Origin of the sequence: Salicibibacter kimchii, from assembly GCF_003336365.1 — a bacterium.
In the GTDB taxonomy this organism is placed as follows: Bacteria; Bacillota; Bacilli; order Bacillales; family Marinococcaceae; genus Salicibibacter; species Salicibibacter kimchii.
In genome coordinates, this window is record NZ_CP031092.1 from 154,255 (window position 1) to 173,926 (window position 19,672).

Annotated in this window: 19 protein-coding genes and 3 tRNA genes; 21 read left to right on the forward strand and 1 reads right to left on the reverse strand. The window is 46.2% G+C overall.

Going from position 1 to position 19,672, the window contains the following annotated elements:
• Positions 1 to 162 precede the first annotated feature (162 nt).
• The 21 genes from DT065_RS00910 (at position 163) to DT065_RS01005 (ending at position 18,292) form a co-directional block, all read left to right on the forward strand.
• On the forward strand, positions 163 to 1,785 hold the full coding sequence (locus tag DT065_RS00910) for a Na/Pi cotransporter family protein (protein WP_227002683.1): 1,623 nt from the start codon (positions 163 to 165) through the stop codon (positions 1,783 to 1,785).
• Between the two features lie 99 nt (positions 1,786 to 1,884).
• Positions 1,885 to 2,370, forward strand: coding sequence for a DUF456 domain-containing protein (locus DT065_RS00915; RefSeq protein ID WP_114370061.1), 486 nt, complete (start codon positions 1,885 to 1,887; stop codon positions 2,368 to 2,370).
• A 171-nt stretch (positions 2,371 to 2,541) separates the two neighbouring features.
• Positions 2,542 to 2,618, forward strand: a tRNA-Met gene (locus DT065_RS00920).
• Positions 2,619 to 2,632: 14 nt separating this feature from the next.
• Positions 2,633 to 2,708: transfer RNA gene (locus DT065_RS00925), tRNA-His, on the forward strand.
• Between the two features lie 5 nt (positions 2,709 to 2,713).
• A tRNA-Ile gene (locus tag DT065_RS00930) sits at positions 2,714 to 2,790 on the forward strand.
• 187 nt (positions 2,791 to 2,977) lie between these two features.
• Positions 2,978 to 3,586, forward strand: a complete 609-nt coding sequence (locus tag DT065_RS00935) for a superoxide dismutase (RefSeq protein ID WP_114370063.1) — start codon at positions 2,978 to 2,980, stop codon at positions 3,584 to 3,586.
• 204 nt (positions 3,587 to 3,790) lie between these two features.
• Positions 3,791 to 5,074: an MFS transporter gene (locus DT065_RS00940; RefSeq protein WP_114370065.1), complete on the forward strand. Its 1,284-nt coding sequence runs from the start codon at positions 3,791 to 3,793 to the stop codon at positions 5,072 to 5,074.
• Between the two features lie 136 nt (positions 5,075 to 5,210).
• Entirely contained in the window at positions 5,211 to 7,241 is a 2,031-nt protein-coding gene (locus tag DT065_RS00945; protein ID WP_114370067.1) for a peptidoglycan D,D-transpeptidase FtsI family protein, read from the forward strand.
• Positions 7,242 to 7,349: 108 nt separating this feature from the next.
• Positions 7,350 to 7,499: a 50S ribosomal protein L33 gene (gene rpmG, locus DT065_RS00950; protein WP_114370068.1), complete on the forward strand. Its 150-nt coding sequence runs from the start codon at positions 7,350 to 7,352 to the stop codon at positions 7,497 to 7,499.
• Positions 7,500 to 7,610: 111 nt separating this feature from the next.
• Positions 7,611 to 8,159, forward strand: a complete 549-nt coding sequence (locus DT065_RS00955) for a 5-formyltetrahydrofolate cyclo-ligase (protein ID WP_114370070.1) — start codon at positions 7,611 to 7,613, stop codon at positions 8,157 to 8,159.
• On the forward strand, positions 8,156 to 8,917 hold the full coding sequence (locus DT065_RS00960) for a DUF92 domain-containing protein (protein ID WP_160112340.1): 762 nt from the start codon (positions 8,156 to 8,158) through the stop codon (positions 8,915 to 8,917). The genes DT065_RS00955 and DT065_RS00960 overlap by 4 nt, the downstream gene beginning before the upstream one ends.
• A gap of 46 nt (positions 8,918 to 8,963) precedes the next feature.
• Positions 8,964 to 9,137, forward strand: coding sequence for a protein YqgO (gene yqgO / locus DT065_RS18685; RefSeq protein WP_160112341.1), 174 nt, complete (start codon positions 8,964 to 8,966; stop codon positions 9,135 to 9,137).
• A 168-nt stretch (positions 9,138 to 9,305) separates the two neighbouring features.
• Positions 9,306 to 10,874 carry a rhomboid family intramembrane serine protease gene (locus DT065_RS00965; RefSeq protein ID WP_160112342.1) on the forward strand — a complete coding sequence of 523 codons (1,569 nt, stop codon included), beginning with the start codon at positions 9,306 to 9,308 and terminating at the stop codon, positions 10,872 to 10,874.
• A gap of 103 nt (positions 10,875 to 10,977) precedes the next feature.
• Positions 10,978 to 11,469 (forward strand): hypothetical protein, encoded by a 492-nt coding sequence (locus tag DT065_RS00970; RefSeq protein WP_114370076.1) that lies wholly within the window; start codon positions 10,978 to 10,980, stop codon positions 11,467 to 11,469.
• Positions 11,470 to 11,479: 10 nt separating this feature from the next.
• Positions 11,480 to 11,692: a YqgQ family protein gene (locus DT065_RS00975; RefSeq protein ID WP_114370078.1), complete on the forward strand. Its 213-nt coding sequence runs from the start codon at positions 11,480 to 11,482 to the stop codon at positions 11,690 to 11,692.
• A gap of 24 nt (positions 11,693 to 11,716) precedes the next feature.
• Positions 11,717 to 12,688 carry an ROK family protein gene (locus DT065_RS00980; protein WP_114370080.1) on the forward strand — a complete coding sequence of 324 codons (972 nt, stop codon included), beginning with the start codon at positions 11,717 to 11,719 and terminating at the stop codon, positions 12,686 to 12,688.
• Between the two features lie 35 nt (positions 12,689 to 12,723).
• A complete protein-coding gene (rocF, locus tag DT065_RS00985; protein ID WP_114375959.1) occupies positions 12,724 to 13,599 on the forward strand; it encodes an arginase in 876 nt (291 codons plus the stop codon).
• 29 nt (positions 13,600 to 13,628) lie between these two features.
• Positions 13,629 to 15,038: an aspartate ammonia-lyase gene (locus DT065_RS00990; RefSeq protein ID WP_114370082.1), complete on the forward strand. Its 1,410-nt coding sequence runs from the start codon at positions 13,629 to 13,631 to the stop codon at positions 15,036 to 15,038.
• Positions 15,039 to 16,022: 984 nt separating this feature from the next.
• Complete coding sequence (locus DT065_RS19635) at positions 16,023 to 16,598, forward strand: helix-turn-helix domain-containing protein (RefSeq protein WP_114370084.1); 576 nt, start codon at positions 16,023 to 16,025, stop codon at positions 16,596 to 16,598.
• Positions 16,582 to 17,508, forward strand: coding sequence for an ABC transporter ATP-binding protein (locus tag DT065_RS01000; protein ID WP_418314568.1), 927 nt, complete (start codon positions 16,582 to 16,584; stop codon positions 17,506 to 17,508). Before DT065_RS19635 ends, DT065_RS01000 begins: the two co-directional genes overlap by 17 nt.
• Positions 17,501 to 18,292, forward strand: coding sequence for an ABC transporter permease (locus tag DT065_RS01005; protein WP_114370086.1), 792 nt, complete (start codon positions 17,501 to 17,503; stop codon positions 18,290 to 18,292). The genes DT065_RS01000 and DT065_RS01005 overlap by 8 nt, the downstream gene beginning before the upstream one ends.
• A gap of 158 nt (positions 18,293 to 18,450) precedes the next feature.
• Here DT065_RS01005 and DT065_RS01010 read toward each other — a convergent pair whose 3' ends face one another.
• Positions 18,451 to 19,641: an ornithine--oxo-acid transaminase gene (locus DT065_RS01010; RefSeq protein WP_114370088.1), complete on the reverse strand. Its 1,191-nt coding sequence runs from the start codon at positions 19,639 to 19,641 to the stop codon at positions 18,451 to 18,453.
• Between the last annotated feature and the right edge of the window lie 31 nt (positions 19,642 to 19,672).

The window sequence follows — 19,672 nt, forward strand, 5'->3', positions numbered from 1 at the left end:
CCTCTATTATGTAAGGGTAAAGCAATGCGTACGTTGTCGATTATAGCAGAAAATCGAAACTTATTGTTTACAAAGGTGTGAAGTTGATGAATAATAGATGAGGATGAACAATGGTAGCATTACGATAGCTTTAATTTTTTCTTGTTGAAGGGATGAGCGATTTTGGACCTGCAAGAGCTCCTGTTTATGTTTTTGGGGGGGCTGGGGATCTTTCTGTTTGGCCTTAAATACATGAGTGACGGCCTTACGAAAATCGCCGGTGACCGCTTGCGCGAGTTGTTGGATCGGTTCACCTCTAATCCGATCAAAGGTGTAATTGTAGGAATTGTGGTGACGGGTTTATTACAGTCAAGTACGAGTACGACTGTACTGACCATCGGACTTGTGAACGCTGGTTTTATGACATTGAGACAGGCAATTGGCGTTATTATGGGCGCAAACGTGGGGACGACGGTTACTGCATTCATTATCGGGATTGATATCACGGACTACGCGCTACCGATTATTTTTATCGGGACTTTTTTGCTGTTTTTCTTTAAAAATCGTACGGCTACCAACTATGGGCAAGTGATTTTCGGGTTTGGTGCCTTGTTTCTTGGCCTCACGGTGATGAGTGAAGGAGTTTATCCCCTAAGAGACAACCCGGCGTTCGAGGAGCTTACCATCAGCATGAGTGATAATCCGCTTTTAGGGGTTATTATCGGGGCTGCTTTTACTGTCCTCGTCCAAAGTTCGACTGCGGCAATCGGGTTGTTGCAGCAGCTTTATGACGTGGGGGCGATTAGTTTAAACGCTGCACTGCCCGTATTGTTTGGAGATAACATTGGGACGACGATAACGGCTGTTTTGGCCTCCATCGGTGCGTCGGTAGCCGCTAAGCGGGCAGCGCTTAGCCACGTTATTTTTAATTTAATCGGCGCTGTGATCATACTGATTTTATTACAGCCGTTTACGGCATTAATAGCCGTCATTGAGGAGAGTTTTAATCTCGCCTCCCCAATGACCATTGCTGTTTCCCATGGAGTTTTTAACGTCGCGAACTTGCTTATTCAAGTATCATTCATCGGAGTATTGGCAACGATTGTAACGAAGCTCATCCCCGGGAAAGGGACGGAAATTGACCATAAAGCAAAACATTTGGACCCATCATTTATTCAACGCGCGCCGGCCATTGCCCTCGGACAAGCTCGATCTGAAGTTTTGCGCATGGCTGATTATGCACAACAGGGGCTGCATGAAGTCAATAAGTACATCAAGCGGCATCAACGCAAAAATGCCGAGCGAGCTACCCAGTACGAGGCGGCCATTAACAATTTGGATCATGAGATCACGAGCTATTTGATGCAAATTTCCAATCGATCTTTATCTGCCGAGAATTCCTATGTGCATACCATGCTCTTTGACACCGTTCGAGACATCGAAAGAATCGGTGACCATTTTGAAAATATAATGGAACTCGTTGATTATCAAATGAGAAACAAGGTGACGATTTCCGAAGAAGCAAAAGAGGATCTCGATGAAATGGTTTCGCTCACGCTTCATACGCTTCAAGATGCCATCTATGCGATGGAGCACCATGATTTGGACGCAGCCCGGGCGACGGAAAAACAAGAAGCTGAAATCGACCGTATGGAACGGAAATTACGCAGGAAACACATCATGCGGATGAATGACGGACGTTGTTCCGGATCGGCGGGCGTTATCTTTGTCGATATTATCAGCAACCTTGAGAGGATTGGTGATCATTCGGTTAATATTGCTCAAGCGGTTTTGAATGAACAATAGACGTTTACAGTCGCCTCGCTGGAAAATCACAGCGCTCCGATTTAATGGGAGTAAAGAAACGAAGAAACTCAGCACACCGCATGGAGAGGGGATGAGACAATGGATGTATTATGGATCGGGTTGGCGTTTGTAGCCTATGCACTTGCGGTTATCGGGGTAGTCTATCCCATTATCCCGAGCGGTCCCGCCTATATTTTCGCGATTGTTTTTTTCGGGTTGTACGTAGGTTTTGGGGAATTTGGGGTTGCATTTTGGGTTGGACAAACCCTTATTGTTATCCTCCTTTTTGTGGTTGACTTTATGACGAGTTATTATGGGATTACACGTATCGGCGGCTCAAAAGCAGCGGTGTGGGGAAGTATGATCGGGCTCATCGTCGGGCCCTTTATAATCCCTGTGTTGGGTATCATTATCGGGGCAATCGCCGGAGCTATCATCGGGGAATTGACGGCCGGCGGGCATAACCTCAAATCGTTGGGGAAAATCGGATTAGGTTCATTGATCGGCTATTTGGCGGGAGCAGTCATCAAGTTTATTTTTCTGTTTATCGGTCTATTGCTCGCTGGTTTTAGTTGGTGGATATGAGGGGCAATGTATTAGAAAACTGGTTTTCGCCAAGCTTTTATGGCGAAAGCCTTAGTTGCACTTATGCAGATAAGAAAGTTGATTTATGCTTACTTATCTGCCAAAAAAAGCTTGCTGTCTTTCTGTTTCTATGATATATTATCCATTGTCTTAAAAAAATAGAATGAGGATGGCGGTGTAGCTCAGCTGGCTAGAGCGTACGGTTCATACCCGTAAGGTCGGGGGTTCGATTCCCTCCGCCGCTACCATTGCAAACAGAACGGCGGTTGTGGCGAAGAGGTTAACGCACCGGATTGTGGCTCCGGCATTCGTGGGTTCGAGTCCCATCAACCGCCCCATTCCAGGACCCTTAGCTCAGTTGGTCAGAGCAGACGGCTCATAACCGTCCGGTCGTAGGTTCGAGTCCTACAGGGTCCACCATATAGAAAAACAACCCTGAGGCTTGAAGGGGTTTTTTATTGTTGAACCCGCTTGAGAGCCTATGCTCGAAAGAAAATATTTGTAAAAAACATAGAATAGGTTTAAAGTTAATAGAAGCGGGGTAGAGTACCTTAGAAAGGTTGTTTACCCTGCGAGTAAATAAACTAACACATTGGAGGAGATTCACATGGCTAACTATCAACTTCCGGATCTTCCATATGCAGCAGATGCATTGGAGCCACACATTGATGAAGAAACGATGAACATTCATCATGACAAGCACCATAATACTTATGTAACAAAGTTAAATGATGCACTCTCCGGTCATGATGACCTCGCCAACCAAAGCGTTGAAGATTTGGTGACAAATTTAGATAAAGTACCCGAAAATATTCGTACGGCGGTTCGTAACAACGGCGGCGGCCATGCGAACCACAAGCTGTTTTGGACGATTCTTTCCCCAAACGGAGGCGGCAAGCCATCCGGTGACCTGTTGTCCGCGATCGAAAACAAGTGGGGCAGTTTTGATCAGTTCCAAGAGGAATTTACCAATGCCGCGCTTGGTCGCTTTGGCTCAGGTTGGGCTTGGCTCGTCGTCGATGGCGGTAATCTTGCGATTCAGGATACGTTAAATCAGGATTCCCCTTTAACCGAAGGGAAGACACCGATTCTCGGCATTGATGTCTGGGAGCATGCCTATTACCTCAAATACCAAAACCGTCGTCCGGAATACGTGAAAGCATTCTGGAATGTTGTGAATTGGCCCGAGGTTGAAAGACGTTACAAAGAAGCATAAGAAATAAAATTCCCCCTGAAAAGGAATTCTTTTCAGGGGGAATTTTTAATGGCAGGTAAGAAAGAATAAATCACCTTTCTTACCTGCATAAGTGCAACTAAGGCTTTCGCCATAAAAGCTTGGCGAAAGCCAAGTTTTCTAAAAATCGCGGAATAGCACGCGTGTAATTGCACATGCTAACGGTAGATGAGGTAGGTGTGTGTGATGGTCTCTGCGATTTTCAAACGGTTGCTTCCCGAAAATGTGGAAGCAACGAAAGATTTTAAACTATTGCTATTGATCGGTGGCTTATACGCTTTAAGCACGGCGCTTTCGAATACATTTGTCAACGTGTACATATGGAAACAATCCGGGAGCATCACGGCAATTGCCCTTTATCAATTGGCTACGGTCCTTGTTTCGCCTTTGGCGTTCTTTTACGCGGGTCGATTGGTAAAACGGATGGATCGAACGATTGTGTTAAGAGTCGGTGTTGTGCTGCTTGCTCTTTTTTATTTTGCCGTTCTTTTTGCCGGCACGAGCGTGGAGGATGTACTCTTTTTGTTAGGGTTGCTGTTAGGGTTGGGCTTTGGTGTATACTGGCTTGCTTTTAACGTGCTCACGTTTGAAATAACTTCACCGGATACAAGGGATGTTTTCAACGGTTATCTTGGTTTATTCACATCGCTCGCCGGGATGATCGGCCCGATGACTGCCGGAATCATTATTGCCTGGTTCCCGGGATACAGCGGCTATCAGTCTATTTTTACCGTATCCCTGTTGTTTTTTGCTGCAGCGGTGGTTGTCAGTTTTAAATTTAAAAAGCGCTCCTCCGCGGGGATTTTCCGGATCAGTAAAGTTTGGCAGCGACGCCATGAAGATTTGGATTGGCGCCGTATCCTATATGCTCATTTTTTTCAAGGGTTGCGTGAAGGGGTTTTTACGTTTTTAATCGTTTTGTGGGTCTATACGACGACGCAAAGTGAATTGGCATTGGGCACCTATGGTTTAATTACGTCGGCCGTTTCGTTTTGTTGTTATTTTGCGGTAGGGCGCTTTCTGCCTGTCCGTATGCGCAGGCGTTCGATTTTTATCGGCTCTTTGCTGCTATACGTTGCCATTTTCTTTATCGTTCCCGACCCTACATATATGCGCCTGATGATGTATGGGATTGTGATTTCAGCTGCCTATCCGTTGATATTTGTCCCGTTTGTGTCGATGACGTATGATATCATCGGAAAAGCATATAAGGCGGCTTCGATGCGTGTGGAGTATTTAATTGTAAGGGAGTGGTTCGTTAATGGAGGCCGAGCTGTCTCCATCATCTGTTTTTTGATCTTCATTCATGTGCTGGGAGATAAACAGGGAATTTTGTTTACATTGCTTGTTTTTGGCGCCGGGCATCTTTTTCTATACTTGGCCATCCGGCACATTCCTCCTCACGGGGGGAGGCTCCCGGACGACGAATATTCCAGCAAAAGCCTTGGCGCTCAAGAACGTCAAACATAGTTACCATTAGAAAAAGAGGTGGACGTTCGACATTTTTGGCGACAAGAGAAGTTTTTCTCATGTGCATCGAAGGGAGGCTATGCTACAATAAAAAAAACGCTAAGGCACATGCTTTTGTAAGGAGAGGAGAAACCATATGGCAAAGGAAAAACGGAAAAATCATATTCCGTTACGTTTGAATATCCTTTTTTTTGCTGTATTTATCTTATTTTCAATTTTGATCTTGCGCCTTGGCTATATACAAATTGTCCAGGGAGAAGAATATGAAGAAATGGTCAATAACGATGGGGAACGGACGGCGAACGTCGACGCGCCGCGGGGGTTAATGTTTGATCGGAACGGAAACACCGTTGTCGATAATGAATTGCAGTTAACGCTTACGTATACGAATCGGCCCGGCAATGATGAAGAGAGGCTGGAGATTGCCGAGCGATTAACTAATTTTTTGGATATTGGTGAAGAAGCTATTGATGATATCAATGAACGGGAGTGGCAAGACTATTGGTTGCAAACGAGGGATGAGGAGGCCGATGAGCTCGTGAGCGACGAGGAAGAAGCCCAGCTCGAGGAAGATGACGACATCTATGAACTCCAGCTGGAGCGGCTACCGGAGGAACAAGTCATCGAGGACCTTAGCGAGGAAGAACAGGAGACCGTGGCGATTTGGACCGAGATGATGAGCGGGTATAATTATTCCCCCCATCGGATTGCGAGAGGCATCGATGAGCGTACGGCCCATGCAGTCAGCGAGTTAATGCATGAACTGCCGGGGATTGACGTCATGCGTGATTCAGTTCGCATGTATCCATACGGAGACAGCTTCCCGACATTGTTTGGCGGGACCGGACAAATCCATTCCAACGATCTGGAGCGGTACTTGGGCCAAGGTTACGAACGAACGGATATTGTCGGTACAAGTCAATTGGAACAAGAATATGAAAGTGTGTTACGGGGAGAAAAAGCAGAAATAACCACCGATGCTGACGGAAATGAATCAATGGATCCGGGGAAGCGAGGCAACGATCTAGTTTTAACGATTGACATGGCTTTGCAGCAAGAAGTGGAGGACGTTATTGACAATAACATTGAAAGCACGAGCGGGAGCACCTTCCTAGATGACCGCGAAGCCTATGCCGTTATGATGGAGCCAGATACGGGGGAGATTCTTGCGATGGCGGGGTATGATGATCATCTCGGCACCGTTCAAAGTGCGTATGAAATTGGGTCGACGATTAAACCGGCAACGGTGCTGGCCGGTTATAGCAGTGGCGTTATTGATCATGGGACGGTCTATCATGATACGCCGATTAATCTGCCCGAATCGCCTTCTATTTCTTCATGGCAAAATTTGGGCCATGTGAATGACATTGACGCCATCCGGCAATCATCTAACATCTATATGGCAAGAATAGCCATGGCACTTGCCGATTACCAACTTGGCGTGAGTGGAACCGATTGGTCGGGAGCATCTCAGGCCTATAATGTACTGCGGAACCACTATCGTCAATTCGGACTCGGCGTGGAAACGGGCATTGATCTCCCTTCAGAATCGACGGGGATGGCAGGAGACGATAATCCCCAGAACCTCCTCTATATGAGCTTTGGACAGTTTGATACGTATACGCCGTTACAAATGGCTCAATTTGCCGCGACATTAGCCAATGACGGTGATCGTCTGAAGCCAAGACTTGTAAAAGAAATTCTCGATCCGGCCACGGACAATGATGAATCGTCTTCGGTCGTTCGCCAATTTAGCCCCAAGGTCATGAATTCTGTGGGTAATACGGATGGGGATTTCGAACGGATGCAGGAAGGCATGAGACAAGTGATGCAACAAGGCGGGTCAAATGGAGGCACAGCATACAGTGATTTTAGCGGTGCCGACTATAATCCGGCGGGGAAAACGGGAACGGCTCAGACCGGTGTTAATGGACAAGAAGCTCAAAATCAGGCGATGGTGGCTTTTGCTCCCCATGATGATCCCGAGGTCGCGATCGCGGTGATTGTCCCGAACACCTCGACGAGCGATGAAGATTCAGGTCTGGCCAACAGCATTACTCGTGATGCTCTCGATGCCTATTTTGACATGCAAGCGGATGGAGCAGATCCGGAAGAAGCCGATGACGATGATGAGATTTTCCGGGATCCGGATGATGATCTGGAATAAAGGCTTGTTTCCTATTTTTCTCCCGTAAAAGAATATAAGCGTTGATTTATGTAAAAAAACCTGATAATATTATCAGGTACGATTGCTTAAAGATAAGGAGGGATAGCCATGCGTGTTCAAGTAACACTTGCGTGTACGGAAACCGGAGACAGAAACTATATTTCATCGAAAAATAAACGGACCCATCCGGAGCGTATGGAGCTAAACAAATTTTGCCCACGTCTTAACCGTTATACGCTTCACCGTGAAACAAAGTAAGCAGCAGATGAGTATGCTGCTTACTTTTCTTTATAAAGAAACAATGTTTACCGCGTTAAGATCATAGGATAAAAAACCGAGGCGTTTTAAGTTGGGAGGTGGCGGCAGGTGATGAATAAGACAGAGGTTCGTTCGTATGTACGAGAACAATTTTCCGTACTGACGAGGCAGGAGCGAGAGCAACGCGGCCGAAAGTTGCATCGGCAATTATATCAAAAATCGTTTTGGGAACATGCGAAAATCGTTGCCGTAACCATTGATACATATCGAGAAGTACCGACAAGACCGATCATAGAGGAAGCCTGGCGGGCAGGGAAAACGGTCGTTGTCCCCAAAGTAGACCGTGAGCGCCATACGTTGGATTTTTTTAAGCTTACGTCGTTTATGGAGTTGGAGGGGACCCGCGGACTTCAGGAGCCTGTGCCAACCCAATGTGAACAAATCGCAAAGGAAACCATCGACTTCGTTATCGTGCCGGGCTTGGCATTTGATCATGCAGGGTATCGCGTCGGGTTTGGCGGTGGTTACTATGATCGTTATCTCAAAAACTATCAAGGAAAGACCGCCGCTCTTGCCTTTTCTTTTCAACTTTTTCCCTCTTTGCCGATCGAGTCCCACGATATCCCCGTTCACCATTTAGTAGCGGAGAGATCATCGTGACGGTTCTCCTTCTTATCAGTGTTGCCTTTATTGCCTCCCTTGCCTACCGGTATCAAGCACTAACCGTTGGCGGTGCCTGGACGGCTTTTCTTGTCGGCGCCGCGATTGCGGTTTCTTTTTCTTACGAAGGCCTCATCATTCTGGCGTTATTTTTCATCGGTAGCACGATCTTCGGCCGATTGCCGGCCCGTACATTTAAGCGTGAAAAAGAACGACGCACAGCCGGGCAAGTGTTCGCGAATGGCGGAGTCGCGGCTCTCCTTGCTATCTCGGCACTGTTGTTTGCGAACGATGAACTGACCGGGATCATGTTCATCAGCGCGCTCGCTGCTGCGGGCAGTGACACTTGGGCAACGGAAGGCGGCAAGCGCTGGGGCGGACGCCCTTATCATCTCAGAATCAATACACGAACGCCTGCCGGCCGCTCGGGGGCGATTTCTCCTATCGGTACGTTGTTTGCTTTTCTCGGAAGCGGTCTCATCGCAATCTTCGGCAGTCTTTTGCTTCTGGGAGGATCTTGGATGTCATTGATTTGGATCGCCGGTTTTGCAGGAGCAATGGCTGATACGGTCATTGGCGCATATCTTCAAGAAGAACGTCAATGTGTGCGTTGCAACAGCCTTACGGAAGAAAAAAGCCATTGCGGTCACCCCACCCGAATTGTACGGGGCGTTCCGGGGTTTGACAATGATAAGGTGAACATGGCATGCACCATTGTTTCCCCCTTATTCGCCATGATTATCGTCTTCCTCGTATAGCCGCTGATGGATTCAGCCAACCTATATAGCGGAAGGAGGAAAGGTTATGAAAAAATTCATGATGATCATTGGTTTAGCAATCCTGGGGCTCCTTATGTACCGCTATCGTTATTTTTTACTCAGGTACAAAATAAGCAGACGCCTGCTCCTCAAAAGTATATTGGCGATCCCGCCTTTACGGCGTCGAGTGTTAAGAAAATATTCTCCGTTTGCCCACTAGAGCTTCTCAAATGAGCGTATTCCGCGGGAGAGGACCCGTTAAGCCTTACCGGTTACTATTTTCGGTGATTATCATAGCAAATATTCGCATTGGCATGCGCCTGTCGTTTATGATGGAGGGGAGAAGATTTTTACTAGTAAGGGAACGAAATGATAAAGGATGAACGCGATGGAGGTTAGAGATCAAGATGTGCTCTTTTGGGAGCTCGCGCATCATCTCGTAGTGAAAAATGGATTCCAAGCCGTCCATGTGACGAACGATCGAAAGAAACTATGGTTGGAAAAGGAGACGGACAAGGAACAATTCTTGATTTCCCTTTCCAAAATCGATCTGGCATGGAGTAGAGGCCTTGGCAAATTAATGAAGGATAATGCCCGCGAGTCTCAATCCTTTAAAAGGGCTTCTCTCCGTAAGAATACGGTCTACCATAATTTGTATATTACTTCAATGGCACCCGCGGACGATTGGAAAAGCACGACGAGCGAAATTATTTATACCGATGCGGCAAGGCGAAAGCCGATGCAAACGTGGCTGTTTGCTGCATCGGTCGGGGCACAGCACGGGGATGATATCGTAAAGTTTTTACACTTGTTAAACGCGGGTGATCATTGGCCGAGCAAAGAAGAAATGCTTCACAGTGACGATCATTCGCGTGCCCAGAAAACAGCTCATCAACGGCAACGCATTGTAAGAAATATTGAGCGGGAACAAGAGGAAGCGATCAATGTTTTTACATATGGAAAGTCACGTTTCACATATATTTTGCTCGTCTTAATCCTCATGATTTTTGTCTGGATGGAAATGGTCGCGGACTCCACAAATGTACTGGCGTTGATTGACTTCGGTGCGAAATACAACCCGCTCATCGATGATGGCGAGTGGTGGCGTATTTTGACTTCTATGTTTTTGCATATCGGGTTTTTTCACTTATTTATGAACTCATTAGCTCTTCTTTTTCTTGGGACGGCAGTGGAGCGTATTTTCGGAACGGCGCGGTTTATTTGGATATACATGGTTGCCGGGATCGTTGGCTCGACAGCCAGTTATGCGTTCACGGAACAAGTTTCAGCGGGAGCTTCCGGAGCAATTTTTGGCTGTTTCGGTGCTTTGGTGTTCTTCGGGGTCAACCATCGACGCCTTTTTTTCCGAACGATTGGAAGAAGTGTCATTGTTATTCTCCTGATTAATGTCATCTTCGGAACGATCGTTCCGATGGTTGACAACGGCGCCCATATGGGAGGTTTAGTCGGAGGATTTCTTGCTGCTGCAACGGTGGGCATGCCTGATAAGACGTATAAATTAAAACAGCTTGGCGTGGTTCCCGCGATTGCCGCACTCCTCGTCATTTTATTTGCCTATGGCTATTACGGTGAAGGGAACGACCCGGAGGAACCGATTGTTCAGATTCAATTGGCTCAAGAGCTTATGGAAGAAGAAGCGTATGATGAGGCCTACGATACGATGGCGAGTGTGATTGATGGGACAGCTATGCCTGAGGCGTATTTCATGATCGGAAATGCAGCTTTCGGACGCGAGGATTACGAGGAAGCCGAGAGCTTTTATCAAGAAGCATTGGCCGAGAATCCTGATTTTCACGAGGCAGCGTATAATCTCGCGCTTGTTTATTCCGAAGCAGGCGAGGAAGAACAAGCGCTTGAATACGTGGAACGTGCTCTTGAATTAGAACCAGATAACGACCAATACGAAGATTTACTGGAAGAACTTCAGGGGGCTTGAACGCTCAATATTAGCTCCTCTTTCCACCTTTAAGCTCATGGGAAACCTGGGACTCGCATACGTTAATGTTAAGGTTGTACCGGCTGAACGGGGGTGGAAAAGGATGCTGGCTGTGTTTGTCATCGCGGCTGTTATCGGTGCACTTCTGTTTTACCAACGCCTTGGCGAAGGGCCGAGATGGTTGGTAGTTATGCTCGTGATATTCGCAGGTGTAGGCTATTTCGGCTTCGCCTTGCGGAACGGGTATTTAAGTTTCGTTTTGGAAGGATGGGTTTTGACGTTTTGGTTTTTAGCCACGCTTGCTTTTATCGCGACGGCAATGATGGCTTATCGACCACGGTTTGGTTTTTTTCGACGGGATGATTATCGAACTTGGGCAAGTGTTATCGTCCTGTTTTTTTTGAGCGGGGCACTTGTAAACGTATGGATGTCTGCAGTTTTTACGTACATCTTTTCCGTTCTAGTATTCGCGGCAGGCTTAATGATCGGCTTTTTGGCGCAAAATTATTTGTATTCCTATTGGCCAAGGGTTGAATGGCTTCCTTACGTGCCGTTGCTCGTGCTTATTTTTGTTTCGGCGGGAAAATTGCTATAATAATACTGCTATGAAAATTAATTCAATCTATGATATACGCCAATTGTTGTTACGCTATCATTCGGTGATCTATACAAGAGATCCGAATGCGGATATCATCTTGATGGAAGAAGAATTGGCCATGTTAAAAGAAGCAGGGTTATTGGAGGCGAAAGATTATTATGCTTGCAAGCTTGTTTTGCAAGCGGAGCAACGAAGGTTGGAACAAAACGATCAAGGGTAACCGGGCGAATGGGAGCGTTTCATCATGACAACGTACATTGTAGGTGTCGACGTCGGGGCCACCACAACAAAATTCGGCCTGCTGACGAGTAGGGGAGAGCATCGGGAACAATGGAAGATTCCGACAGACAAAAAAAATGGGGGCAAAGATTTCCCGCCCCAAATCATTGCCGGCATTGAAGAGCGTTTTAGGAAACACGGGATCTCAAAAGGGCAAGTGCTCGGTGTTGGTATCGGTGTTCCGGGGTTTATTGATGAAGATGAAGAAGTCGTCTCAGCTCCTAATATTGGGTGGAAAAGTTATCCATTGCAATCCGTCTTCGCGGATGCGTTTGATGTGCCTGTATGTATCAATAATGACGCGAATCTTGCGGCGGCGGGCGAACATTGGCAAGGTGCCGGTAAAAACGAAGCTTCCACTTTTTTTATAACGATCGGTACCGGAGTAGGTGGCGGAATGATCGTTAACGGGGAACTCGTTAACGGAGTCAGCGGTACCGCCGGCGAGATTGGCCACACGCTTGTCGTCCCGCATGGGCGGCTTTGTACGTGCGGGCGCGAAGGGTGTTTGGAGGAATATGTTGCGGTCAAAGGGTTACGCCGAAGTTTGCGCGACCATCTTCGTAATGGGATGGACACGAGTAGATTGCATGAAGACAGTGATGCAATAGCTATCTATGAGGCCGCGGCTTCAGGGGACGCTCTGGCGCGTCACATCGTCAATGAAGCCGCCTATTATTTGGGGTATGCCCTTGCGAACGTGGCGACGATGCTCAATCCCGAGAAAATCATCATTGGCGGCGGAATATCCGCGGCCGGGGACACGTTGTTACAACCTTTGCATCTTCATTTTAAACGCTTTGTTTTAAAAGAAGCCGATCGAAAATTAGCTTTGGAGCCTGCACGGTTTGGCAATGATGCAGGTATTTACGGGGCAGCATGGCTCGTGATGAAACGGCTTGGTTATTTTGACGGTCGACGTTGGCCGTTAAAATAGAGGAGGTACATAATTTGGGAAAGAAAAACATTTCGATGCTGGGCGTGCCTTTGGATTTAGGACAAAACCGCAGAGGTGTTGATATGGGGCCCAGCGCGATTCGTTATGCAGGGGTGCGCGAGCGTTTGGAAGCACTCGGGTACAATGTCTGTGACCACGGAGATTTGACGGTCCCGGATCGCTATGAACAAGAACCCGAAGACGATCTAAAGCATCTGAACGCTGTTGTCGAGACGAATCGTACATTGGCAAAAAAAATGGAGGATATCGCGTCAGGTGAATCAATCCCGCTTGTTTTCGGCGGTGACCACAGCATTGCCATCGGAAGCCTCGCGGGAATCACACGACATTATCAAAATCTTGGTGTGATTTGGTACGACGCCCACGGAGATTTGAACACGGTAGAAACTTCCCCTTCCGGAAATATTCACGGAATGCCACTGGCCGTTAGTTTAGGGCTCGGCCACAAATCCCTAACAGGCATCATCGGACAGAAGCGCGCGATCAAGCCCGAAAACATCGTGATTATCGGAGCGCGAGCATTGGATGATGCGGAAAAAGCGCTGATTCAAAAGCATAACATTAAAGTGTTCACGATGCATGAAGTCGACCGTTTAGGGATGAGTGAAGTGATCAATCAGACGATCACGCATCTGAAGGATTGTGACGGGATTCACGTAAGCTTGGATTTGGACGGGCTTGATCCCATTGATGCCCCCGGCGTAGGGACTCCGGTCGTCGGCGGTTTATCTTACCGGGAAAGCCATTTAGCCATGGAGATGTTGGAGGAAACGGGAAACATTACTTCGTGCGAGTTTGTGGAGGTGAACCCGATCCTCGATGAACAAAATAAAACGGCAGAAGCAGCTGTTGCACTTATCGGGTCATTATTTGGTGAAAAGATAAGATAAGATGATCTAAAATTGGAGGAACAAAAGCCATGGAATATCGTATTGAACGGGATTATTTGGGTGAAAAACAAGTGCCGAAAGAGGCCTATTACGGCATCCAAACCGTGCGCGCACAAGAAAATTTTCCGATCACGGGCTATCCGCCCCACAAATCATTAATCCAAGCCTTCGGCTTCGTAAAAAAAGCCGCTGCCATGGCGAATAGGGACGTTGGCGGATTAAACGACACACTCGCGAGCGCGATTATTAAGGCAGCGGAAGAAGTCATCGCGGGTAACCTCGATGATGCATTTGTCGTGGACGCGATTCAGGGAGGGGCCGGCACATCGTTTAACATGAATGCAAATGAAGTCATCGCGAATCGTGCGATTGAAATCATGGGCTATGAAAAAGGGGACTACAATCGATTAAGCCCGAATACGCACGTGAATATGGCGCAATCGACGAACGACACGTTTCCGACGGCCATTCATATCGCGGCATTGAAGCTTTCCCAAGGATTACAAAATGTACTTAACGAAGTGATTGACACCTTGAAAAAGAAAGAGCAATCCTTTGATGATGTGATAAAAATGGGGCGCACCCATTTGCAGGACGCTGTTCCGATTCGCCTTGGCCAGGAGATGGGCGCCTATCGGCGCATGCTGGAAAGGGATCTTCACAGAATCGAACGAGCCGTGGATAACTTAAATGCCGTCAATATGGGAGCAACAGCCGTCGGTACGGGACTGAATGCCGAGCCCGAATACATTGATACGGTGGCAAACTACTTGGCCAACTTAACCGGGCTTAAATTAACAAGTGCCGAAGACCTCGTCGATGCTACCCAAAATACTGATGCATACACAGAGCTCTCCGGTTCGTTAAAAGTGTTGGCGATCAACCTTTCCAAAATGTCCAATGATTTACGTTTGATGAGCTCGGGACCAAGGACAGGATTAAATGAAATCAATCTGCCTTCCCGCCAGCCGGGATCCTCAATTATGCCCGGAAAAGTGAATCCGGTCATGTGCGAAGTTGTCAATCAAATTTCTTTCCAAGTCATCGGGAATGATCATACGATTAGTTTAGCCTCAGAAGCCGGGCAAATGGAGATCAATGTTATGGGGCCCGTGCTCGTGTTTAACCTGTTACAATCGTTGTCTGTATTGGAAAATGGGTTGAACGTTTTCAGAAGTTATGCGCTGGAAGGCCTCACGGCCAATCGGGAAGAGGCGAAAGAAATGGTGCACCAAAGCGTCGGGATTATTACAGCCATTAACCCTCACGTAGGTTATGAAGTCGCTTCTCGAGTAGCAAAAGAAGCCCTTGAATCCGGACGTTCGGTGAAAGATATTTGCGTCGAACGCGGCATTTTATCGGAAGAAGAACTGGACGAGATTCTTGATCCCCAGGAAATGACTAACCCCGGCATCGCGGGCGCAAGATTTATGGAATGATAAAGGGGCTGTCCCAAAAGCAAAATCCGCTGTGATACAACGTTATCACGGCGGATTTTTTTGTCGTAAAGGCAGGGGAAATCGGCGGTTCTTCCTTCTTTTGGCTGATAGCGGCCAACCAACTCGCCTTTATGCTGCCGGGTAGGTCTTCGCGCTTTCGTCTGTGGCTTTTCTTATTTCAAAAAGTCATATTGCACAAGTTGAAAATGATCAGTTGCATTTGCGGACTCATTTGGCACTCGGCAAACATTATGAGTCCGCACAATCCGATCTTGAGGACTCCTCTGGCTACTGAGCAACGCTATGAGTCCGCACAATCTGATCTTGAGGACTCATCTAGCTACCGAGCAACGTTATGAGTCCGCACAATCCGATCTTGAGGACTCCTCTGGCTACTGAGCAACGCTATGAGTCCGCACAATCTGATCTTGAGGACTCGTCTAGCTACTGAACAACGCTATGAGTCCGCACAATCCGATCTTGAGGACTTATCTAGCTACTGAACAACGCTATGAGTCCGCACAATCCGATCTTGAGGACTCATCTAGCTACTGAGCAAAGCTATGAGTCCGCACAATCTGATCTTGAGGACTTATCTGATACTGAGCATGGGTTTTTACTTTTCGTGCTAGAGGGTTTTTATGCTTTGGGGTCGATATTTCGTGAATAATACTGTTGAACGTCGCTATGCCTATAATTGTATTGGAATTTTTTGGGGGGGAATTAATTTTCCATTTACTCTTATCCTATACGAGGCAAGGATTCTGTGACAGCGCAATTAGCTCGGTCAAACTGTACTACAAGGAAGCGCAAATGTGAAAATGAAATTCGTTGATATCTACTTTGAAGGAAATAACTGATCTTGTGTATGGCCTGCTCTGTAAGTATTTTAAGTGTGTAAACCGATCGTTTACACGTTGAAACCAACGGTTTATCGATTGTTGATGTTTGATGGTATAAACTAAAAGCATAAGGAGGCCGCCCATGAAGATAGGTGATCAGATTAAAAAGCTACGTGAAAATGAAAATCTTTCCCAAGAAAAATTAGCTCATCAGCTCCATATAACGCGACAAGCTGTTTACAAATGGGAGAACGATAAGGGGTATCCCGATATCCAAAATTTAATCAATTTAAGTGAGGTATTTGAAATCAGTCTGGATGAACTCATTAAAGGAGACCACACCTTCCAGAAAAATATCAAAGTAAAAGGAGGCACAGGACTTTTTTCCAACCGAGGCCTTTTATCTTCCCTTAACTACTTCAGCTTATTCTTTGCTCCTTTTGTGTTCCCCATTATTACTATTATAGCGGGAACTGCTGAAATTAAAAAACATGGAAAAAGAGCATTGATTTCTCAATTAATCCCTGTACCTGTGTACACGTTTATGATCCTATTTTTTCACCTTACCACGTATTTGGGTATACCTGAGGAGGGCACGGCTATCTTTGAGATCAGCGGCACAATTTTCGTTATTCTTACTCTTCTTTGTGTTGCTATCTGGAATGTTGTTCAGGGTGTCAAACTTTTAAGGAGGCAAAAAAATGATGGCCGACAATAAACCGATGATGCAAGTAAAAAACGTTAGTAAGGTTCTAGGTAAAAAGAGAGCAGTTAACGACGTAAGTTTTGATATATATCCTGGCGAAGTATTCGGTTTATTAGGACCGAATGGGGCAGGTAAAACGACAACGATCCGTATGCTGGTTGGCTTAATTTCGATGACAAAAGGTCAAGTATTGATAAAGGGGGCAAGTATTGAAAAAGATTTTGAAGAAGCGATATCTCAAGTGGGTGCCATTGTCGAAAACCCTGAAATGTATGATTATTTAACGGGGTATCAAAATCTGCTTCACTATGCGCGCATGGCTGGGAACGTCTCAGAAAAACGTATGTACGAAATCATTGAATTAGTCGGACTAGAAAATACGATTTCTGACAAAGTAAAAACCTATTCACTGGGAATGCGTCAGCGTTTAGGATTAGCGCAAGCACTGATCCACTCTCCATCCATGCTTATTTTGGATGAACCAACCAATGGTTTGGATCCAGAAGGTATACGTGAATTCCGTCAGCATTTAAAAAAATTAACGAAAGAAGAAGGGATATCTGTTCTTGTATCCAGTCATCTGCTCGCCGAAATGGAATTGATGTGTGATCGTGTTGGAATTATTCACCATGGAAAATTGGTCAACGTTCAATCTATCCACGATTTTGTAGAAACCGATTTAGCTGTGTCAATTACAGCTGATCGTGTTGATATCGCTGATCAGGTTTTTAAAAATGCATTTCCAAAACATTTCTGCGAAGCATATGAAGAAACGATTGAAGTCCGTATAGACTACGAGCAAATTCCAGAATTGATCAAATGCTTCGTGGAAAATGAAGTAAAAATATATAGTGTGAAAACAAAGTCGAAGACACTAGAGGATACATTCCTCGAATGGACAGGAGGTCAGCAAATTGTCTAAAGTATTCGCTTGTATTAAAAACGAAAACATGAAAATATACCGGCGTGTTGGCCCACGAATAATGATAGGGATGATCATTGCTGCTGTGTTTATCCTTGCACTAATCCAAAATTATTCACCTATACCTCCTGAATCGATGTGGAATTTTGTATACGACAATATAGAAATATTCGTCTCCATCATCATTATGTTTGCGGTTATTATCGCCGCTGGGAGTATTTCCGGTGAATTTTCGAAAGGTACCATTAAACTTTTACTGGTCCGTCCAATCAACCGATCAAAAATATTATTGTCTAAGTACGTTGCATCCCTTATATTTTCATTTATTATGCTTGTCATTTCAGTTGCACTTTTACTCATCATTGGAGGCATGTTTTTCGGATTTGAGGCGCCATCGCAGGCGAATGTTACAACAATGGATGGAAGTACAGTAGAAAATGTTATGCCACACTTCATAATTTCTATTGCTTTTGTGGGTGTTGATATACTAATGATGGTAACCATTGGCTTCATGATCTCAACCATTTTTCATAATAGTGCGTTGGCAATTGGGATCACAATCTTTTTGAGATTCGCCGGCCCTAATATTGTTTTGGCACTTCAACAATATGATTGGGCACGGTATATCTTGTTTGCCAATTTGAATTTACGGCAGCATTTAGGCGGCGCATCATACATCGAGGGCTTAACGATGACATTCTCTGTGATTACGTTAATCGTTTATTTTTTTATTTTCATCATTTTGACTTGGTGGATATTTATAAAAAGAGATGTGGCAACTTAAAGTAGGGTAATGGTATAAGAGGAGCAGCATTTGCTTCGATATGATGCCCGCGCGATGAAAACCATGAAGAGCTCGGCGGGGACATTTTAGTTGAGATTGATTTAGAAAGATAAAAACTAAAATATAATCGGGGCTGTCCCAAAAGGGCAGCCCTTTGCCTATGAAAAAACGCTTTCGATTTGATCGAACGCCCAATCCAAATCTTCTTCTGAAATCGTAAGTGGGGGTGCAAGCCTGAGAACGTTTTCATGGGTTTCCTTGCACAATAATCCGGCTTTCATCAGCTGTTCACAATAAGGGCGTGCCTGTTCGTGGAGCTCGATGCCGATGAACAACCCTTTGCCGCGAACGTCTTTAATGGCGGGGTGATTGATGGTTTGACATCGCTCCAAGAAAGAACGTCCGAGTTTTTCAGCCTGCACCGGCAGATTTTCATTAACAATCACATCAAGGGCGGCCCTTCCGACCGCACACGCCAATGGATTGCCGCCGAACGTTGACCCGTGGGACCCGGGTTCAAACAAACCGAGAATGTTTGTGTTGGCAGCGACCGCGGAGATGGGCATCACCCCTCCGCCCAGCGCTTTTCCGAGAATGAACATGTCGGGCGTCACGTCTTCGTGGTCACAGGCGAACATGCGCCCGGTTCTGCCAAGTCCGCATTGAATTTCATCGGCAATCATGAGTACATTCCTTTCATCACATAGCGCTCGAACATCGCGCACGTAGCCGTCTGGAGGGATGCGAATGCCTGCTTCCCCTTGGATCGGTTCAAACAAAAATGCAGCTGTGTTGGGTGTAATCGCGTTTCTCAGCGCTTGAATATCTCCGTAAGGAACGATGGTGATGCCCGGGAGCAACGGACCGAAGTCCGCTTGGTACTCCCGGTTGGATGACAAGGAAACGGGGGCGAGTGTTCGGCCGTGAAAATTTTCTGTGCAAACGATGATTTCCGCTTTATTTTCCGGAATATCTTTGACACGATACCCCCAGCGTCTAGCTGCTTTTAGTGCTGTTTCCACTGCTTCGGCGCCGGTATTCATCGGCAGTATTTTTTCCATGCCAGTTATTTCGGATAGTTTTTTATAAAAAGGTCCGATTTGATCATTATGAAAAGCTCTCGACGTTAGGGTTATTCGATCCGCTTGTTGATGCAATGCTTCGATGATGGCCGGGTGACGGTGCCCTTGATTGAGCGCGGAATAAGCGGCTAACATGTCCAAGTAACGGTAACCGTCCGTATCTTCCACCCATGACCCTTCGCCTTTGGCGATGACGACAGGCAGCGGGGAGTAATTGTTGGCACCGTATTCATCATGCCATTCCATCAGCGTTTCGCTTGTACTCATTTGTTATTCTCCTTTCACGTTTTGCTATTGC

Excerpts from the sequence above, each read along its gene's own strand:
- DT065_RS00915 (WP_114370061.1), top strand. The coding sequence starts at position 1,885 with ATGGATGTATTATGGATCGGGTTGGCGTTTGTAGCCTATGCACTTGCG.
- DT065_RS00935 (WP_114370063.1), top strand. The coding sequence starts at position 2,978 with ATGGCTAACTATCAACTTCCGGATCTTCCATATGCAGCAGATGCATTG.
- DT065_RS00940 (WP_114370065.1), top strand. The coding sequence starts at position 3,791 with ATGGTCTCTGCGATTTTCAAACGGTTGCTTCCCGAAAATGTGGAAGCA.
- DT065_RS00945 (WP_114370067.1), top strand. The coding sequence starts at position 5,211 with ATGGCAAAGGAAAAACGGAAAAATCATATTCCGTTACGTTTGAATATC.
- rpmG (WP_114370068.1), top strand. The coding sequence starts at position 7,350 with ATGCGTGTTCAAGTAACACTTGCGTGTACGGAAACCGGAGACAGAAAC.
- DT065_RS00955 (WP_114370070.1), top strand. The coding sequence starts at position 7,611 with ATGAATAAGACAGAGGTTCGTTCGTATGTACGAGAACAATTTTCCGTA.
- yqgO (WP_160112341.1), top strand. The coding sequence starts at position 8,964 with ATGAAAAAATTCATGATGATCATTGGTTTAGCAATCCTGGGGCTCCTT.
- DT065_RS00965 (WP_160112342.1), top strand. The coding sequence starts at position 9,306 with ATGGAGGTTAGAGATCAAGATGTGCTCTTTTGGGAGCTCGCGCATCAT.
- DT065_RS00970 (WP_114370076.1), top strand. The coding sequence starts at position 10,978 with ATGCTGGCTGTGTTTGTCATCGCGGCTGTTATCGGTGCACTTCTGTTT.
- DT065_RS00975 (WP_114370078.1), top strand. The coding sequence starts at position 11,480 with ATGAAAATTAATTCAATCTATGATATACGCCAATTGTTGTTACGCTAT.
- DT065_RS00980 (WP_114370080.1), top strand. The coding sequence starts at position 11,717 with ATGACAACGTACATTGTAGGTGTCGACGTCGGGGCCACCACAACAAAA.
- rocF (WP_114375959.1), top strand. The coding sequence starts at position 12,724 with ATGCTGGGCGTGCCTTTGGATTTAGGACAAAACCGCAGAGGTGTTGAT.
- DT065_RS00990 (WP_114370082.1), top strand. The coding sequence starts at position 13,629 with ATGGAATATCGTATTGAACGGGATTATTTGGGTGAAAAACAAGTGCCG.
- DT065_RS19635 (WP_114370084.1), top strand. The coding sequence starts at position 16,023 with ATGAAGATAGGTGATCAGATTAAAAAGCTACGTGAAAATGAAAATCTT.
- DT065_RS01000 (WP_418314568.1), top strand. The coding sequence starts at position 16,582 with ATGATGGCCGACAATAAACCGATGATGCAAGTAAAAAACGTTAGTAAG.
- DT065_RS01010 (WP_114370088.1), bottom strand. The coding sequence starts at position 19,641 with ATGAGTACAAGCGAAACGCTGATGGAATGGCATGATGAATACGGTGCC.